Source organism: Ilyomonas limi (assembly GCF_005233845.1).
Taxonomy (GTDB): domain Bacteria; phylum Bacteroidota; class Bacteroidia; order Chitinophagales; family Chitinophagaceae; genus Ilyomonas; species Ilyomonas limi.
This window is the reverse complement of the sequence record NZ_SZQL01000014.1, coordinates 36,282-56,697: the sequence shown is the minus strand read 5'-3', so window position 1 is coordinate 56,697 and position 20,416 is coordinate 36,282. Positions and strand designations below refer to the sequence as shown.

At 41.9% G+C, this 20,416-nt stretch carries 12 protein-coding genes; 9 read left to right on the top strand and 3 right to left on the bottom strand.

From position 1 onward, the window contains the following. The first annotated feature begins 67 nt into the window (after positions 1-67). From FC093_RS16395 to FC093_RS16370, 6 genes are all read left to right on the top strand, one after another. Positions 68-280, top strand: coding sequence for a heavy-metal-associated domain-containing protein (locus FC093_RS16395; protein WP_137262890.1), 213 nt, complete (start codon positions 68-70; stop codon positions 278-280). Positions 281-481: 201 nt separating this feature from the next. Further along, positions 482-670: a CsbD family protein gene (locus FC093_RS16390; protein ID WP_137262889.1), complete on the top strand. Its 189-nt coding sequence runs from the start codon at positions 482-484 to the stop codon at positions 668-670. Between the two features lie 824 nt (positions 671-1,494). Then, positions 1,495-4,662 (top strand): SusC/RagA family TonB-linked outer membrane protein, encoded by a 3,168-nt coding sequence (locus tag FC093_RS16385; protein WP_137262888.1) that lies wholly within the window; start codon positions 1,495-1,497, stop codon positions 4,660-4,662. Between the two features lie 104 nt (positions 4,663-4,766). Beyond that, a complete protein-coding gene (locus tag FC093_RS16380; protein ID WP_137262887.1) occupies positions 4,767-6,305 on the top strand; it encodes a RagB/SusD family nutrient uptake outer membrane protein in 1,539 nt (512 codons plus the stop codon). Positions 6,306-6,825: 520 nt separating this feature from the next. Further along, the gene (locus FC093_RS16375) at positions 6,826-7,860 is read left to right on the top strand and encodes a LacI family DNA-binding transcriptional regulator (RefSeq protein ID WP_137262886.1); all 1,035 of its coding nucleotides are present in this window, start codon (positions 6,826-6,828) and stop codon (positions 7,858-7,860) included. 110 nt (positions 7,861-7,970) lie between these two features. Then, a complete protein-coding gene (locus FC093_RS16370; protein WP_170971122.1) occupies positions 7,971-11,249 on the top strand; it encodes a VCBS repeat-containing protein in 3,279 nt (1,092 codons plus the stop codon). Between the two features lie 34 nt (positions 11,250-11,283). On the opposite strand, the gene FC093_RS16365 is transcribed toward FC093_RS16370, so the two are convergent. The 3 genes from FC093_RS16365 to FC093_RS16355 all read right to left on the bottom strand — a co-directional run bounded on the left by FC093_RS16365 (position 11,284) and on the right by FC093_RS16355 (position 14,452). Continuing rightward, positions 11,284-12,033, bottom strand: coding sequence for an SDR family NAD(P)-dependent oxidoreductase (locus FC093_RS16365; RefSeq protein ID WP_137262884.1), 750 nt, complete (start codon positions 12,031-12,033; stop codon positions 11,284-11,286). Positions 12,034-12,275: 242 nt separating this feature from the next. Next, positions 12,276-13,397 (bottom strand): glycoside hydrolase family 43 protein, encoded by a 1,122-nt coding sequence (locus FC093_RS16360; RefSeq protein ID WP_137262883.1) that lies wholly within the window; start codon positions 13,395-13,397, stop codon positions 12,276-12,278. 29 nt (positions 13,398-13,426) lie between these two features. Continuing rightward, complete coding sequence (locus FC093_RS16355) at positions 13,427-14,452, bottom strand: LacI family DNA-binding transcriptional regulator (RefSeq protein WP_137262882.1); 1,026 nt, start codon at positions 14,450-14,452, stop codon at positions 13,427-13,429. A gap of 193 nt (positions 14,453-14,645) precedes the next feature. On the opposite strand from FC093_RS16355, the gene FC093_RS16350 reads away from it, so the two are divergent. The 3 genes from FC093_RS16350 (at position 14,646) to FC093_RS16340 (ending at position 20,068) form a co-directional block, all read left to right on the top strand. Next, positions 14,646-16,502, top strand: coding sequence for a sialate O-acetylesterase (locus FC093_RS16350; protein ID WP_240743337.1), 1,857 nt, complete (start codon positions 14,646-14,648; stop codon positions 16,500-16,502). A gap of 117 nt (positions 16,503-16,619) precedes the next feature. Further along, positions 16,620-18,227: a GH35 family beta-galactosidase gene (locus FC093_RS16345; RefSeq protein ID WP_206106596.1), complete on the top strand. Its 1,608-nt coding sequence runs from the start codon at positions 16,620-16,622 to the stop codon at positions 18,225-18,227. Positions 18,228-18,526: 299 nt separating this feature from the next. Further along, the gene (locus tag FC093_RS16340) at positions 18,527-20,068 is read left to right on the top strand and encodes a glucuronyl esterase domain-containing protein (RefSeq protein WP_137262880.1); all 1,542 of its coding nucleotides are present in this window, start codon (positions 18,527-18,529) and stop codon (positions 20,066-20,068) included. Positions 20,069-20,416 lie beyond the last annotated feature (348 nt).

The following is a 20,416-nucleotide window of genomic DNA, read 5'->3' as shown; positions in this document are numbered from 1 at the left end:
AGCATAAATAATAGTGAAAACGAGTCATTTATTAAAGACATTTTATAACAAGTAAAACATAGAAAAGATGAGTACGATAGCACTAAAGACAAATATCAATTGCGGCGGCTGTGTGGCAAAAGTTACACCGGCATTGAATGCCGCCGTTGGTGAAGGCAACTGGCAGGTGGATACTGCTAGCCCAAAGAAAATACTTACTGTATATATAGATAAAGCAGGACAGGAGGAAGTAATAAAAGCAGTGCAAAAAGCAGGATTTAAAGCAGAAGCATTAGTATAAATAAAAGGGAAGCTGTGCTTCCCTTTTATTTTTGAACATATTATAAAGCTAAAAACAGGCAAGATATTGGTTTGAAAACTGCAAATAATAATAGCGTAACGTATGCAGAACTAAAACAAAACAATATAAACTATTAAAGTATAAATGAAGCTTAATACACTTGAATAAAGATTGTTTCATCTACTTATAAAAGCAAAAATTATGGAAGACAATAATAAACAAATTAATTGGCAGGCAGCCAAAGAACACCTGAAAAAAGAATACCCGCACCTCACTGCCGAAGATTTATATTATGAAGCAGGCAAGGAAGAAGAATGGTTGGAGCGCTTGCAAGCAAAAGTGAATAAAAGCAAGCACGACATCCGGCATTGGCTTAGTTTAATGGGATAGTTATTCTTTCAGATAGAGCAGGACTATTTCCCTTTTCCCTGCATTTACTATCAGGCAAATACGTTGCAGTTATAATTCATTTTTGCTTTACAAGAGAAAGACTTTTATTCTCTAACGCCTGGGCTTCCAGCGGTTGATAAAGAAAGTATGATTATGATAAAGCGGGCTGACATCAATAAAATGTACCCGCTCCATAACCCTGATAAAATAGCCGCTTACCTGTTTTTGTTGATCGGAAGCTGCATTTGCAATTCAAACATGAAACAATCAGCAGCATTCGATTACACCAGGCTACGGGGCGATAATAATTGTTTGCGGGCGGCGCCTTTATACATCTATCTGCCTGTTTATATTTCCCGCTACCCTTTTTTACTTCCGGGGAAAGTACCACCATTACTTGTTCATTCCTTTTTTAAAAACTTCCAACTGTTTATTTTCCGAAACAGATGGAGTTTTAAAAAATTTCGTAACCGATTGCATAAATGTTAAATAGTTTTCTATCTTTAGCATCCGATTGACAATTGTTGCTTGTGCGATTGCTACTGTTTTTTAAGAATATAGCTGCTTAGGAATTTGGTTCTGCATTGTTTTATTTGATTTGTTTGAATAGCACTTGGTTTTTACTGTATTTACCGGGAATATATCCGTAGCAAACCGTGCCTGAAGATGCAGGGCAAAAAGCATTAGTAAAATAAAATTGATACACAATCCCAAAACAACCACATGAATACATCCTAAAATCACTGCTTTACGGAGAAGTGCGTACAGCCTTTTCCGCTAATATTTTCCCGTTTATCTCAATAAAAACCTCAAAAACCAATCTTATGATTATAATGATCGAAAAAACTAAAAAACGAAAAGCCAGGTATATGGCCACCATACAAAAACTGGCTATTTGCTGCTTACTGCTTTTATGGGTAATGGTTGCCAATGCCCAAACTTCCATGGTACGCGGAAAGGTCACAGATGAAGCAGGGAAACCGATTTCCGCTGCTTCCGTAACTATAAAAGGAACAAATACAGGAACGACTACCGATGAAAACGGTCTGTTCAGTATTTCTGTTTCATCAGGAAAGGTATTGGTTATCAGCTATGTAGGTTATGTAAATAAAGAAGTTACGGTAGGCAACGAGAGCAACATAACGGTTACGTTAGCTGCCTCCAACTCCCAGCTTGACCAGGTAATTGTGGTAGGTTATGGTACGCAAAAACGTACAGCTGTTACCGGTGCCGTTTCGTCTGTTAACAACAAAACCCTGAATGAGCTTCCTTCTGTAAGTGTACAGCAGGCATTGCAAGGTCGTGTGGCAGGCTTGCAGGTAACTAACAACGGCAGCCCTGGAACAGAACCGATTGTTACCATCAGAGGTATCAGTTCTATCTCTTATGCCTCCAATCCGTTATATGTTGTAGATGGATTTCCTACTGGTGATCTTTCAGCCATTGATACCAGGGATATAGAATCGGTAGATGTTTTGAAAGATGCTTCTACTGCCGCTATTTATGGTTCAAGGGCGACCAATGGTGTAATCATGATTACTACCAAAAAAGGCAGAAGAGATGGAAAAATGAATGTCAGCTTAAGCTCTTATTATGGTATTCAGAATGTTAATGAGCGATTAAGCCTGTTAAATCCCGAACAATTCGATCAGTATGCAATCGCTTACCGTGGAAGCAAAGTAGGCAGGCGCGATGTTCCGTGGGTTAACACACCTATATACCAGGGCGCTGCTACTACCTATGGCAACAATGTAACCGATTGGCAGGATGCCTATTTTAAACAAGGCAATATGACCCAAACAAACATAGGCGTGAGCGGCGGAAATGATATTTCCCATTTCTATGCCTCTGCCGGATTTTTAGATCAAACAGGTACGGCGCCTACTGTAGGATACAAGCGTTATAATTTCCGTATTAATTCAGAACACAATATCAGCAAGGCATTCACCTTTGGAGAAAACCTCTACATTGCTTACGGAGACCAGGATTACGACAATAATGCAACCGGCTCACGGACGAACTTATTAAATGTCATCAGGATGATGCCTTACATGCCGGTATATGATCCTACTACTTCTGATGGGTTCAGGGGCGTAAACTCTGTGCTGGATGGCGGCGACCCCACCAACCCGGTAGAAGATGCAGTTGTAAAAAATGCAGGAAACAGAACCACCGTTAAAGTATTGGGAACGGCTTATTTAGATATTAATTTCACAAAATGGTTACGTTTCCGCTCCACCTTCGGTATGGATTATTCCAACGGATTAGACTATCGCTTTGCACCCATATTCAATGACAGCGGTACTGTTGCCGGTTCCAGTTCCATACTGGCTACCATCACCAATAACAGGAGCATTTCTGCTGTACAGTTGTACACCGAGCAACTTACTTTTGATAAGACGTTTGGCGATCATCATTTGAACGCGACTGCTGTATATGAATATCAGGGACAAAAAATAAAAACCGAGAACGCAAGCGGAAACCAGGCTTCCAATGATTTGAAGACGTTGAACAATGCAAGTAATGTATCTGTTCAAACACTGGTAACAAACCTCAACATTGTATCTTATATTGGTCGCTTAACTTACGATTATAAAGGCAAATATCTGTTGAACGGCGCTGTTCGTCGTGATGGTGGTTCATACTGGGCACCGGGCAACAAATGGCAGACCTTTCCATCGGCTTCTGTAGGCTGGAGGATAGACCAGGAAGATTTCATGAAAAACCAATCCAAAATTTCCGAGTTGAAAGTGCGCGCAGGCTACGGAATTACGGGTCTTAACGGAGCGGTGTTAGGTGCTACGCCGTGGCTGGCAAGTGTAAGTGCCAACAGTGCCTATTACCCATTTGGCAATGTGATAACCAGTGGTCCGGCTTCTTCTATACAAAGCCTGGGAAACAAAGACCTGGAATGGGAAACGACCAAACAGTTAAATATTGGATTGGACCTTGGATTGCTCAAGAATGCGATTACACTTTCTTTAGAATATTACCAACGTAAAACAGATAACCTGATATTGGCAGTACCGTTGCCTCCGTCAATGGGTTATATAAACAGTAGTGTAATCACCAATGCCGGCTCCATGAGAAACAATGGATTTGAAATGCAATTAGGTTATAACGACAGGCAGGGCGATTTTACATGGAATGCGATGGGTAACCTCAGCATTATCAGGAACAAAGTATTAAGCTTAGCACCGGGTGTTTCTAATATTGAAGCCGGATCGGATGCTGATTTTACAGAAGGAGAGAATGCTACCAACACGGCGCCAGGATATGCGGTTCAATCATTTTACGGCTGGGAGGTAGAGGGTATTTTCCAGAGCCAGGAGGAAATTCAGAAACATGCAACACAGGTTTATGATCCGGACCCTACTAAACCACAAACCTCTCCCGGTGATCTTAAATTCAAAGATCAGAATGCAGATGGAGTTATCGACTCAAAAGATCGTGTGTTTTTAGGCAGCTTTATCCCTAAGTTTTCCTATTCTCTTAACCTGGGCGCAAACTATAAGGGTTTTGGCCTTACTGTATTCTTTCAGGGCGTGCAAGGCAATAAGATTTATAATGCCACCCGCACTGCTACGGAAGGTATGATCCGTTTCTTTAATGCCGGCACACAGGTGCTGAATGCATGGACGCCTGATAATACAAATACGAATATTCCACGTGCAGCATCTTCGGACCCGAACCACAACGCGCGCCCATCCACACGTTTTATTGAAGACGGCTCGTATCTGCGCCTGAAGAATGTGATACTTAGCTATAATGTGCCAAACAGCGCTTTACAATCGCTTACAAAAGGAACGGTAAAGAACCTCAACATTTATGTATCGGCTCAGAATATACTTACATTCACCAAATACTCTGGCTACGATCCGGAAGTAGGTAACAGAACATTCAGCACCGGGTCAAATTTAACCAACGGTATCGATTATGCGGTGTATCCACAGCCAAAAGGCTATCAGGTAGGTATTAATGTAAATTTTTAAAAACGAAAGCTAATAATGTTATGAAAAGAAAATAAACCTCTATTTATAGGAATAGATGTTTATTGGTGAATTCCATTTAAACATAACAAATAAAAATTAAACAGATGAAACCAAATAGTATAAAGCGAAATATAAGCCTGATGCTTGCCGGAACAACACTGGCGGTAGCGGTTATTGTTGCCTGTAATAAAAAGCTGGAAGTAACGGATCAAAACAATCCGACTACTGACAGCTATTTTAAGACGGCTACAGAATTACAACAGGGCGTTAATGCAGTATATTCCAGCCTGCGTGGCGGCAACCTGATGGGACGCGAATGGTTTTTTACCCACGATATGAGAGGGAGCGAAACCGCACCCGGTGGCGCTCAATTAGAAGCACCAAGAGCCGAGTTGTTGAAACAAGCCTCTCCTGCCCCGTCCAATTCAGTGATGACGAGTGTTTGGAACGGCTGTTATCAAATGATTAACCGTGCTAATCTTGTTATTTCCCAGGCACCCAACGTAACCGATAATACGGCTTTAAGAGATGTAACGCTTGGAGAGGCTGAGTTCTTAAGAGCATGGGCATATTTTGAACTGGTATCCCAGTGGGGCGATGTGCCAGTGTACACAGAACCTATCTCCACTGCCGATGGCTATAAAGCCCAATCACCTGCTGCTGATGTGTATACATTAATCATTAGCGATCTCACTGACGCTGTTGCAAAACTACCCGATACTCAGGCACAACAAGGACGTGCCACCAAAGGTGCAGCCAATGCGCTGCTGGGGAGGGTACAGATGCAGAATGGCGATTATGCGGCTGCCAAAACTGCGCTTATGCAAGTGTATGGTAAATATAGCCTGGCACCTCATTTTTCCGACAATTTTGATGGGGATATTATGGTTGGTGGAGTACAAGCAACTACTGGACATGAGTTTAATTCAGAATCTGTTTTTGAAGTTGCTTTTTATGATAAAGGAACCGGCGGTTTTAATTGGGGTTATACCGGCGAAGGCCCTACAGCAGATGCGAGCACCGTGCGTAGCCAGGAGTATGGCATAGTTTGGGGTAATGTAATTCCTTCGGATCAAACACTCAATGAATTTGAAGCGAACGATCCGCGATATAAATATACTTTTTATGAATCGGGAGATGCTATTTTAACTATGGAAGGCACAGTACCAGGACATATACTTACCGAAACCGATATGAATGTTGCACCCAGTACAAAGAATGGCATATCTAAGCGAAGAGTATATCGCAAATATTCAAAATTAGATTGGATTAATGACCCTTCTAACCTTGGTAGTGGCATCAACCAGCGAGTGATTCGCTATGCCGATGTGTTACTGATGCTTGCAGAGTGTGAAGCTGAAGTTGGCACGCCGGCGAATGCAGCAAAATATATTGACGAAGTGCGTGCACGCCCCGATGTGAATATGCCGCCTGTTACACTGAATACTAAAGAGCAGGCAATAGCCGCTGTAATGCATGAACGTGCAGTAGAGTTGGCTGGTGAAGAAATTAATAATATTGATATTTTAAGATGGAGGAAAAGAGGCTATTATCCATCTATCAGGCCTGATCCCAAACCAAGTCAGGTTGATTTTTTCCCGATTCCGGCGAGCGAAATTGCAGCTAATCCGTTGCTTAAGTAATAGCCAGATCTTATTCTAAACAACAGCGGCTATTTTCATAGCCGCTGTTGTTTTAAAAATATTTGTAGCCTTTGTACATCTTTGGCGGAGTTTAGTTTGAGTGAAAAGAAAAACAGGAAATAATGGCTACAGTGAGGAATGATTGATTACTTGTTTGATTGCTGTTTATATATAATAGTCAGTATTTAATCTGACAGTACAGGCTTTCGCAGGAATGGGAATAGAAATAATTTGGAGAAAAGTTACCGGGGTTTTATTAACTGCTTTTACTCATCCATACATATAAAGAATAAGATACAACATCTCGCAAAATGTAACCTAAATGGTATTAGCAGTACTGCAAAATATTCAACAGGCAAACACAGCCGTAATTCCACACCTGATCCATCCTTAAGCAAGCAATATTCAATATTTATCTACCTATTTTGCTAGTGTAGAAAAGCTTTCCGTTTATAACAACCGATTACGTCATTTTTTTCAAAAAAGTTTTTTATTACTTTTATTACCTCAATTCAATTGTTTGAACCAAGACAGAGAAATTACTATTTACGACATTGCAGGGCAGTTGGGTGTCTCTCCTGCTACCGTTAGCCGGGCACTCAAGAACAATCCTTCCATCAGTGCTTTTACCAGAAGTAAGGTGGTGAATCTTGCAGCAGAACTTGGCTACCGGCATAACACTTTTGCTTCTAATTTAAGAACGCAGCGCACGAATATCATTGGTGTGATTGTGCATGAACTGAACAGTAATTTCATTACATCGGCGATTGCAGGCATAGAAAAAGCCGCTACTAAAGCCAACTACACCATCATTATCGGACACTCTTCCGAATCGGCAGTAAAAGAAGTAGCCGCAGCCAAGAACCTCTTCCATAAGAGAGTGGATGGGCTCATCGCCTCATTGGCGTACGATACTACCGATTTATCACATTTCAATTCATTCATCGAAAAGAATATCCCTGTTATTTTCTTTGACCGCGTAGATGAAAGAAGCAATAGCACCAAGGTGATTATTAATAACTACAAAGCCGGCTACACCGCTACCCAGCATTTAATAGAGCAGGGCTGCAAACGCATTGTGCATGTTACCGGCAATCTTATCAGAAATGTATATGCCGAGCGGCTTGCCGGCTACCAGCAGGCATTGGCTGACAACAACATAACTTTACATGAGGATTATGTTATCACCAACGACCTGAGCGAAGAAGCAAGCGTACAGGCAGCAAAAAAGATACTACATATGCATCCGTTGCCGGATGGAATCTTTGTAGCAAAAGACATCAGTGCTGCCCTTTGTATGCAAACACTTAAAGATGCCGGCATACGCATACCGCAAGACATAGCAGTGGCCGGGTTTAACAACGATGCGGTAAGCCGTGTAACCGATCCTAAGCTAACTACCATTAATTATAATGGTTTTACAATGGGTGAAGTAGCCGGGCAAAAATTGATTGACCACCTGAATGGCGTTACAGACCTGAATATCACCAGCACGATTACCCTTAAATCGGAACTCATTATAAGAGCCTCTTCTTTAAAAAAAGGAAAGGGTTAAACAGCCATTTTATAGAACACGATCTGATGAAAACAAGTGTTGCCTACCCCTTTCTGATATGTATTATGTTGATTGTGCTGTGCGCCTGCCGTCAACATCGTACTGCTGAAATGTTTACTGCGCTACCGAGCAGTGAAAGCGGTATCACCTTCAACAACACTATTAATGAAGCTAAAATGCCCGGTGAGGCATTGAATGAGTTTGCCTACATGGGCGGTGGCGTGGGAATCATTGATATAAACAATGATGGCTTGAAAGATATTTTCTTTTGCGGCAACCAGGTGAGCAGCAAGTTGTATATGAATAAAGGCAACAACCATTTTGAAGACATTACACAACAAGCAGGCGTAGCTACCAACACATGGGCAACCGGCGTAAGTGTAGCCGACATTAACAACGATGGCTACGAAGATATGTATGTATGCACGTATGGTAAAAATTTAAGTGTGCGTACCGCCAACCTGCTCTTTATTAATCAACACAACAACACGTTTAAAGAAGAGGCTGCCGCTTATGGATTGGCAGATACCAGTTATTCAACGCAGGCGGTATTTTTTGATTATGATAAGGATGGCGATCTGGATATGTTTTTGGTGAACTACCTCCTGAATGCCTCGTATTCTGCTAATTATATTTTACCCAAAAACTTAAGCGGCCGCTCGCCTGCCAACGATAAATTGTACCGCAACGATGGCGATGCAAAAGGTGGGAGACATCCTACTTTTACAGATGTTTCTATGGCAGCCGGCATTAAAGAAGACGGATATGGATTGGGTGTTACGGTAAGTGATTTTAATAACGATGGATGGCCCGATATGTATATAGCCAACGATTTTGTATCGAATGATGAGCTATGGCTGAATAACAAAAACGGCACTTTTACCAACACCCTTGACCTCTCTACCAAACACCAGAGCTACAGCAGCATGGGCTGCGATGCGGCAGATATTAACAACGATAGCCTCATTGATTTTGCTACGCTGGATATGATGCCGGAAGACAATACGCGCAAAAAACTGACCTTTTCGTTCATGAATTATGACCGCTACGAGGCAGAAAGAAATTTAGGATATTCGCCGGAGTTTGCCCGCAATATGTTGCAGCTTAACAATGGCACTTACACTGCAAGCGATACCATAATACCCTTTTTTAGTGAGATAGGGCAACTAGCCGGCATCAGCGAAACCGACTGGAGCTGGAGTGTGCTATTGGCAGATTTTAATAACGATGGCTATAAAGACATACACATCACCAATGGCATTGGCCGCGATTTCATTAATGCCGATTTTGTGCAGTTCAACCAAAACCTGGGCAACAGTACCTCCAATATGGAGGAAGCAAAAAGGCTGATGAAAGAAAAGTTAGTATCGCTGAAGCATGTGGCGTTGCCCAATTATTTATATCTCAACAATGGCAATTACACTTTTACAGATATTTCTGACTCAGCAGGCATCAACGAGTCTTCTATTTCCAACGGTGCAGCGTATGCCGATCTGGATAATGATGGCGATCTCGATATGGTAGTAAACAATATTAATAAAGAAGCATTTGTTTTTATTAATCATACGATTGAAAAAAACAAACCGCTTACTAACCATAGCATCAGTTTTATGCTACAGGGCGATAGCTTAAACAAAGACGGTTTTGGGGCAAAAGTATATGTGTATGCAGGAGGTAAGGCGCAGGTGCAGGAAGCATTTCCGGTGCGGGGCTATCTATCTTCTGTAGATAAAAAACTGTTGTTTGGAACAGGCAAAAATGCAATGCCCGATTCCGTAATAGTTGTCTGGTCCAATAACCTGCAACAGGTAATACGCCAGGTAAAAGCCGATTCGGTGTATACATTATACCAGCGCAATGCTATGCAGCCGCAGCCCGTTACTCCAAAACCAGCAAACTTATTATTTACCAGCGCTACAACCGCAGCAAACATTCAATACAAGCATACCGATGTATCTTATTACGATTATGGCAACCAGCGTTTGTTGCCACAAAAGTTTTCACAATTAGGACCTTTTATCTCCACCGGCGATATTAATAAGGATGGTGCAACAGACTTTTACATTGGTGGCGCTTTCAATTTTTCAGGACAATTATTTACACAGCAAGGCAATGGCACTTTTGCTGCAAAGAAATTAACCGACAGCATCAAAATGCAGGAAGATGAAGGCAGTATATTGTTTGACGCAGATGGTGATGACGACCTCGATTTATTAGTTACTTATGGCGATATGCGGTATGCCGATACATCGGTGTATTACAAGCCACGCTTATATTTGAATGATGGTAAAGGGAATTACAGTTTTAATCCCCATGCCATTCCTGATGCTGTAAGAACGATAGCCGGATGCATTACTGCCGGCGATTACGACGGCGATGGTGATGAAGACATTTTTATTGGTGGCAGAGTGTCTAAAAAATATCCATTATCGCCGCACAGTTATATTTTACAAAACAACAAAGGCATCTTTACCAATGTTACCAGCAGTGTTTGCCCTGCATTGCAACAAGCTGGAATGATAACAGCCGCAACATGGGCCGACTTTGATAATGATAAGCGCCCAGACCTGGTGATTGCAGGCGAATATATGCCGGTACGCTTCTTTAAAAATGTGGGTGCAAAACTCACAGAAGTAACAGACAAAAGCAGCTTGCAAAATATGGATGGTATGTGGCGAAGTCTTATGGCCACGGATATAGATAAGGATGGCGACATAGATTTTGTTGCCGGTAATTTAGGGTTAAACAATCATTATCATATCACACCGCAATACCCGATGCAATTGTATGCAAAAGATATAGATAACAATGGCAGCATTGACCCGGTGCTCTTTTACTACATCAAAAATGAAGAAGGCAAAAGAGCTTTGTTTCCATCGCTCAGCCGCGACCAGCTTGCCGAGCAGGTGCCTGGTGTAAAGAAAGCTTTTTTGCTGAATAAAGACTATGCAGCAGCAACAGTAGATAACCTTTTTAATGATAAAAAAGACCTGCAAACCTATACTTGTACCGAAGCGCGAAGCTGCTGGATAGAGAATACCGGTAATGGCAAATTTGTGATGCACGCACTGCCCATAGAAGCACAGTTTGCACCGGTGAACGCTATTGTATGTACCGATGCAGATGGCGATGGCATCAATGATCTGTTGCTTGCCGGCAACGAATACCAGACAGAAGTAATGACCGGCAGATACGATGCTTCTTACGGCTGTTTTTTAAAAGGCAACAAGGATAAAACTTTTACTTATGTACCACCTGCGCAAAGCGGCTTTATCATTAATGGCGATGTAAAAGATATGAAGATGATTATAAATGCCAAAAACGAAAAAATGGTATTGGTTGCTGTGAATAATGATTATTTGCAGGTGTTTAAAATCAATGTGAAATAAGCAGCATTTTGTGATGTTTTAAGTTGAAAGAGTATCAAAAACCAATGGCATTGCCACCATCCACGCGCAACACGGTTCCGGTAATATATCTGGAGGCATCGGTTGCTAAAAAAAGGGCTGCATCGCCAATGTCGGATGGCTCGCCTAAAAAGCCTATCGGTGTTCTTCCCAGTGCCTTGTCTCTTCTTTCTGGGTCGGTATTTAAGGCTTTAGCCGACATGGCGGTAGCAATAAAACCGGGTGCAATGCAATTTACGCGGATGCCTTTGGGCGATAACTCTGTTGCCATAGCTTTCGTCATGCCTTCAATAGCAGATTTAGAAGCGGTGTAAGCAATCACTTTAGGTATGCCGTATTGCGATGCCATGGAACTGATGTTGATGATAACGCCACTCCCCTTTTCCAACATACATTTCACTACTTCTCTTGAAAGGACAAACACAGCCGTTACATTCGTTAATAAAATGCGCTGAAACTCTTCGTTCGTTACTTCAGTAAAATCTTTTTTCTGGTTGATGCCGGCATTGTTTACCAGAATATCAATCCTGCCAAATTGTTCAACAATCTTTTTTACCAAAGGAAGTATAGCAGTTAAATCATTTAAATCGCACGGCATTGGCACGCATAAATCACCGAGTTTTTCCCTGGCAGCGTGTAACTTTTGTTCATCTCTTCCAATAACGACGGTGGTAATGTTATTTGCCACAAATTTTTCTGCAATTGCCAGCCCAATACCCGAGCCACCGCCCGTTACAATAGCTATTTTATTCTCATTCGCTGCCATGTTTATTTATTTTAAAAGCAGGATAATTATTACAATCGGTTACAATATAAAACTGAAACAATGTATTACCTGATAAAAACTGATGCTGCTGATAATAACTTTTATGTGCTTTCCTGTGAGTAAGTATGTGTAGTCTATGCAGGCTTAATAATCCAACAGGCTTTACATAAAATAAATCCTTTCCATACTTTCAATCCCTGTCCTCTCTGTCTGCCGACAGGCAGGCGTGTGCTATTCATCCACTATTTTCCACCCGTATAAGTCCTTACCGGCACAATTGTTCCATCCGGATTGTAGTGCAACTCTGCCACTTTCACATTGCGCAGGTGCGTTTTGCCCGAAAGCTGCGTATCATGATAAAAGATGTACCATTTGCCTTTAAAGGATATAATAGATTCATGGTTGGTCCAGCCTTGCACGGGATATAAAATAATGCCTTTGTAAGTAAATGGACCATATGGATTATCACCAATAGCATAGCAGATATTATGTGTATCGCCGGTGGAGTAAGAGAAGTAATATTTACCGTTGTATTTATGCATCCAGGAAGCTTCGAAAAAGCGGCGGTTGTGGTCGCCGGCTTTCAAAGGCTTGCCGTTTTCATCTACAATCACCACATCGCGCACCGGACCATCAAAATGCAGCATGTCTTTGCTCATTTTTGCCACTTTTGCAGTTAATGCATCAGCGTTTGTGTCTGTTGGTTCCTGCCCTGCAGTGGAGTCGTATTTGCCACTTTGCCAGCGCTGCAATTGCCCGCCCCAGATACCACCAAAATACATATACGCATTGTTGTCATCATCCATAAACACAGCAGGGTCTATACTAAAGCTCCCTTCAATAGGGTTGGGCTGCGCTTTGAAAGGACTAATCGGCGAACTACCCGTTGCCACGCCAATGCGAAACACATCCTGCTTATCCTTTACCGGGAAGTACAAATAATAGGTGCCTTCTTTAAAGGCAGCATCAGGTGCCCACAGTTGCCTTTTTGCCCAGGGAATATTTTTTATATCCAAAGCAACACCATGGTCAATTGCCGGTCCGGGAATACTATCCATAGAGTAGATATGATAATCCCGCATGTCGAAGTGTGAACCATCATCTTTTTCGGGCGCACCAGTATCGGTATCGTGCGATGGATAAATGTAAACGGTACCGTTAAACACATGCGCCGACGGATCTGCGATGTACATATTGGTGACTAACGGCTGTGATAAATAAGTGGTAGAATCAGCAGCACTTTTTGCCTGCGCAGTATCACTACTATTAGTTACAGCATTGTTACCATTGCAACCCGTTGATGCAACGGCAGCAATGAATAAAGCCGGATAAAAGAAGCATTTACCAATGGAAGAAGCCAGCATGTTGTATTTGGTTTTTTATTGTAAATGTTTTATGAAGCACTTTTCTTAGAAGAATTCCTTATAATCAGTTCCGATTTAAGAATAATACTATCGGTGGTGTACATAGGCGCTCCTTTTAAATGATTAATTAAATTGCGGGCAGCCACTGCGCCTATCTGGTAGCCGGGATAATTAACCGTGGTAAGGTTAGGTTCTACCACCGTAGCCACCGGATCGTTATTAAACCCAACAAAAGCAATGTCTTGCGGTATGCGGATGCCTGCTTTTTTCAATGCTACCATACACCCAACTGCACAGTTGTCATTCGCAACAAAAACACCATCGGGCAGTGGCTGCATATGAAGTATTTTTTCTGCGGCTTTCGCGCCATCTTCCTGCCCCAGGTTGCTGATAACTACGTATTCTTCTTTAAACTTTATCTTATGTTCCGCAAGCGCCAGTTTGTAGCCGGCAAGCCGGTCGGTATATACATTTCGTTTGGGTATTGCAGTAATGTGTACAATGCGTTTACAGCCTTCCTCAATTAAATGCTTAGTAGCTTCGTAAGCTGCGCGTTTATTATCAATCAGCACATTGGTGCTGCTATTATGTTCTTCCACACGATCGAAAAATATCACCGGGATATTTCGTTTGAAAAACGGCTCAAAGTGCGCAATATTTTTAGTATCGTATGCTAATGAAACCAATAAACCATCCACGCGGTTGTTGAACATCGTCTTAGCATTAGCAATTTCTTTATCCCACTGTTCTGCCGATTGGCTGATGATGATATTATACCCTTCACTATTAGCCACCTGCTCTATACCCGAAATGACAGCAGACATAAAATAACTGTTGAGCCGCGGCACAATTACGCCAATGATATTTGTTTTTTGACTACGGAGATTACGGGCAAAATGGTTGAGGCGGTAGCCCATTTCATCTGCTGCATCAAAAATACGTTTCCTTGTTTTTTTACTCACTACCGGGTCATCGTTCAATGCCCGGCTTACGGTGGCACTGGAAATATTGAGCTTTTGAGCAATATCGTATATCGTAACTTCTTTTTGCAGCATGTTGGCGTAGCAATACAATTGTGGTAAACGAAAATAGCTTTTTTTTGGAAAAGATTTGCAATCGGTTACAATCTATAAATTTTCTTTACTTTAGTTCCTCAAACTACTAACGGATTGTATGTATTACCAACGTTTGTACTTGCTCTTATTGTTGCTTGTTAGCGGTTACTCATTCACTTATAGCCAAATAAAATTGCCAAAACTTATAAGTGATGGCATGATATTGCAACGGGATATCAAAATAAAGCTGTGGGGCCGGGCTTCGCCAAATGAAAAGGTAACAGTTAATTTTAATGGAAAACAATACCAAACTACTGCCGGTAAAGATAGCAAATGGCTGCTGCAATTGCCGCCACAGCAAGCCGGCGGCCCGTACGATATTACATTCAATGGCAATAACTCCGTTACCATAAAAAATGTGCTGTTTGGAGATGTATGGGTATGCTCCGGCCAGTCTAATATGGAACTAACGATGGAGCGGGTAAAAGATAAATATCCTGATGTGATAGAGAACGCCAATAATACCAATATCCGCCAATTTGAAGTCCCCGACCAATACAACTTTAATCATCCCAACGAGGATGTAGCATACGGACAATGGCTTCCGGCAACTAAGGAGAACATTTTAAAATTTTCTGCCGTTGCTTATTTTTTTGCCAGGGATATTTATAACAAATACAAGGTACCTGTAGGCATCGTTAACACAGCACTTGGTGGCTCGCCAGCCGAAGCGTGGATAAGTGAAGAAGGATTGAAAAAATTCCCTGCCTATTACAACGAAGCGCAAAAATTTAAAGATAGCAGCTTAATTCATAAAATAGAAGCACATGATAGAAGCGTAAGCAGCAATTGGTATAACACACTGCATCAAAAAGATGAAGGCATCAAAAACAACTGGCAAAGTCCTGATATGAATGATGCTGACTGGCAAACAATGAATATTCCCGGCTATTGGGCAGATGGACCTTTAGGCAATGTAAATGGGGTTGTATGGTTTAGAAAAGCAGAGGAAGTGCCTGCCGCTTTTATTGGTGAACCTGTGCGATTGATTGTAGGTAGAATTGTAGATGCCGATTCTGTTTTTGTAAATGGACAATTTGCAGGTACAACGAGTTATCAATATCCACCACGCCGTTATGTAATACCGGCAGGTGTGTTGAAAGAAGGCAGGAATGAAATAGTAGTAAGGGTTATCAGCAATGCCGACAAAGGTGGCTTTGTGCCGGATAAAACGTATGCACTGATTGCCGGTAAAGATACCCTTGATATAGATGGTACATGGAAATATAAATTAGGTGCTACGATGAATGCACTGCCTTCGCAAACTTTTATTCGCTGGAAGCCGGAAGGCTTGTACAATGCGATGATAGCCCCATTAACCAAGTACACCATCAAAGGTATATTGTGGTACCAGGGCGAGTCCAATGCAGGTCATCCAGCCGATTATGAAGCTTTGATGAAAACACTGATTGCAGACTGGCGTACACATTGGAACAAAGCCAACATTCCATTTATTTATGTACAGCTTCCCAACTTTATGGAAGCAAAAAGAACACCTGCAGAAAGTAACTGGGCTGCATTGCGGCAGGCACAACTCAACACTTTAGCTGTACCTGGCACCGGCATGGCAGTAGCAATAGATCTGGGAGAATGGAATGATATTCATCCACTCGATAAGCAGGATGCAGGCAAGCGGTTGGCGTTGCAGGCAGCACATCTTGCGTATGGTGAAAAGCACATTGTTTATTCAGGACCTGTGTTGCAATCTGCAAAGACGGAAGGCAATAAATTAATACTTTCTTTTACTAATATGGGCAGTGGTTTAATGGCAAAAGGAAGCGATTCACTGCACTATTTTTCCATTGCAGGTAAAGACAAACATTTTGTGTGGGCAAAAGCTATTATTCAAGGTGATAAAGTAGTGGTATGGAATGATTTGGTAACTAACCCTGTATATGTGAGGTATGCATGGGCAGATAATCCTGAAGGTGCCAATTTATATAATAAAGAAGGGTTGCCTGCATCACCATTTGAAGCATCCGTCAAATAAAAGTGGTTTTAATTTCTCCGGTATTCCTTAATCATTGTTATGATTTCAATGGCAGTAAATACAATAATCAACAGGAAATTACCTTGTTATAAAAGGGTGCTTTTTCACCAATGGAAGATGTCATCACTCCTATGTTTTGCCTTTGGATTATCGCTTACATCTATTGCGCAATCCTCCATACCGCACCTGCAAATGAATGGCAATACCAGGCAATTGATTGTAAATAACAAGCCCTTTCTTATGCTCGGTGGAGAGTTAGGCAATTCCAGTGCTTCCAGCCGTGCATTTATGCAACCGGTATGGGGTAAGCTGCAGGCAATGCATATAAATACAGTACTAATGCCGGTATATTGGGAGCTGATAGAACCGGAAGAAAATAAATTTGACTTTACCCTGATAGATAGCCTGGTTTCAGATGCTGCAAACAACAATATACACCTTGTTTTACTCTGGTTTGGTACGTGGAAAAACAGCATGAGCGTGTATGTTCCTGAATGGGTGAAAAAAGATACAAAACGCTTTAAGCGTACCATTAGTAAAGAAAGCAGAAGCATGGAGATTATTTCTGCCTTAAGCAAAGAAGCATTGGATGCGGATTGCAAAGCATTTGCTACATTAATGAAACACATCAAGGCAACAGATGGCGGCAGGCAAACCGTCATTATGGTGCAAGTAGAAAACGAAGTAGGCATGCTTAGCACCGCAAAAGAAACGCAGCAAGATGCCCTGCAGTTATTTAATAGACAAGTACCTGCAGCACTTATGCAATATTTACAGCACCATCAAAACAACATTGTTCCGGAGTTAAAAGAAAGATGGAGTAAAGGCAGTTATAAAACTAAAGGCACCTGGAAAGAAGTATTTGGAAACGGCTTAGCAACAGATGAAATATTCCAGGCATACTTATACGCTTCGTATGTAGATAAAGTTGCCGCTGCAGGCAAGCAGGAATACAATATTCCCATGTATGTAAATGCAGCACTCAATCGCCCGGGCGTGTTACCTGGCGATTATCCGAGTGCTGGTCCGTTGCCACAGGTAATGGATATCTGGAAAATGGCAGCACCGCATATTGATTTTTTATCGCCCGATTTTTATAACCCCGATACGAAATACTGGTGCGATTTGTACACAAGGCGCAACAATACTTTATTCATTCCCGAGATACGCTTCGATTCTTCGGATGCCGCAAAAGCATTCTTTACCATTGGTCATTATCATTCGCTTGGCTTCTCTCCTTTTGCTGTTGAAAGAGGCAGTGAAGAGGCTGTTCAAAATTTGCAAAAAAGCTATTCCGTTTTACAACAACTGACTCCTTTTATAATGCAAAGCACCCCTTCGCAAATGGACGGTGTTTTATTGGATAAACAAAATGAAACAGACACCCTCTCTTTTGGCAATTACATTTTCAAAATATCGCACGATAATACAATTGGTTGGAATGGGCATAAAGGCGATTCACTTTGGGATGCCACCGGCGCTATCATTATACAAACTGCACCGGATGAATTCATAGTAGGCGGCACCGGCATTATCATCAATTTTTATTATACTGATACTGCTTACAATACCGGTATTCTGGCTATAGAAAACGGAACTTTTAATAACGGCAACTGGCAGCCAAATTTAAGATTAAACGGGGACGAAGACCATCAAGGCAGGCACTTGCGTATTCCGCTAAATGAATGGGATATTCAGAAGGTGAAATTGTATAGGTATAAGTAAGCAAATTGGGTGATTTAGCTTCCGTTCGTGTAAAAGATGCAAGTCGCCTCGCCATTCCGGAATTGCCGCCAACAGAGACTAATACATAGATGTAATCAGCGGCGGCTTTCCCGATGCATCGGGACAAGTAGTATGGAATCTGTGGGCTGAAATTATTTGTAAAAAGTGTAATTCTCAACCATGACTATTGATTTTACTATTAATCACAGATGCGGGACTAATAATCACTTGCCGCAAGCCGGGTTCCCCCTTATCATCAACCATGCTTTAGAAATTTTAACCACATAAAACCCAAATGGATGAAAACATTTGTTTGTTTCTTATTGGCTACGGGTATTTCATACATGGCAACGGCACAATCTGCTGAGATAGATAGCAACAAATATCCACATCCTGTAATCTTTACTGCCGATCAGGACCATGATAATATGATGCAGCAATTAGGCATTAAAGCTTTGCGTCCTGGTCCCAGCGGCAATGAATCTGCTCCTAATCATGCCAATTACGATATTGCATTAGCCAACCCTTGCCCACACCTACCGGATATATTAACAACAAAAAGTGGCAAAAAAGTAACTACGCCAGCTATGTGGTGGCAGCAACGCCGCCCTGAGATTGTGGAAGATTTAGAAAGGGAGGTATATGGAAGATTACCTAAAAATATACCTAAAGTAACATGGTCGGTAAAGGTAACCGACCGTGAATTTGTTGGCTTTATACCCGTTATTGCAAAGCAACTGATTGGCCACGTGGATAATAGCGAATACCCGTTGATTAATGTAGATATTAAAATGATACTGGTGGTGCCAATGAATGTAAAAGGTCCGGTGCCAGTACTGATGATGTTTGGTACGCCTCAGTTTCCCGCACCTGCCCAACCGTCGCCCGATGATATGGAAAAGCTAAACGCCACCTTTAAAGAGCTGCTGATAAAAACCAACCCTGCAATAAAAGATATTTTTAATAAATATCCTGCTTATACACCCATTACAAGGCTGCCCGGCTTCAACTTTTTTGCAGCACCACCGGCAGGCGATCCTCCACCTGCCGAACAGTTGCTGGCAGCGGGTTGGGGCTATGCTACCATTGACCCAAACAGCATACAGGCAGATAATGGTGCAGGCATAACAAGAGGTATTATTGGCCTGGTGAATAAAGGGCAGCCACGCAAACCGGAGGATTGGGGCGCTTTACGTGCCTGGTCGTGGGGTGCCGCATGCGCATTGGATTATTTAGAAACGGACAACCTTGTAGCTGCCAAAAAAGTAGGTATTGAAGGCGTATCACGATATGGCAAGGCAGCATTGATTACCCTTGCTTTTGAGCCGCGTTTTGCAGTTGGATTAATTGGTTCATCCGGTAAAGGCGGCACTACGTTGCTTCGCCGCAATTTTGGAGAAGCAGTGGAAAGTTTAACCGGTGGTGAGTATTACTGGATGGCGGGTAACTTTATGAGATACGGCGCATCGGAAGCAAGCTTTGGCAGTAAAACCGGCTGCGACCTGCCGGTAGATTCGCACGAACTAATTGCATTGGCTGCTCCACGTCCAACATTTATCAGTTATGGCATACCGGAAAAGGGTGATGCAAAGTGGCTGGACCAGGAAGGCAGTTATATGGCGACTGTAGCCGCGGGAGCAGCGTATAAATTGTTAGGTTCAAAAGATTTAGGTATTTCTAATGATTATATGAAGGAAAAAATGCCGCCTGCATTAACCAGCTTACTCAACGGCGAACTTGCCTGGCGGCAGCATGAAGGCGGACATACCGATGCACCTAATTTTAAATACTTTATACCATGGGCAAATAAAATGTTGAATTATGAAAAGAAGCCGCAGTGAAAAAGTTAGTACGAATGAGCTTATGCCAATACCAATACCGAAAATGCATTTTGCCACATTATTCCGGAATTGTGGCCCGATGCAAATTTGCCTTACCTGTAGGTGGCAGAGGTTTTCCCGATGCATCGAATTGAATGCAAGTCCTAATCGGCGGCAATTCCGGAATAACAGGCAGCGTTGCATTTGCTACATAAACATCAAATTAATTTGCCCATTTACTTAAACACAATCTATGCAAATAACAACATCTTACTACTTCCAATTTAAACTTATAAATCACCTTTCACTTCAGAATAATCATCTTTGCAGCAAACATATACATACATATAAACAGAAATATAGAAGATT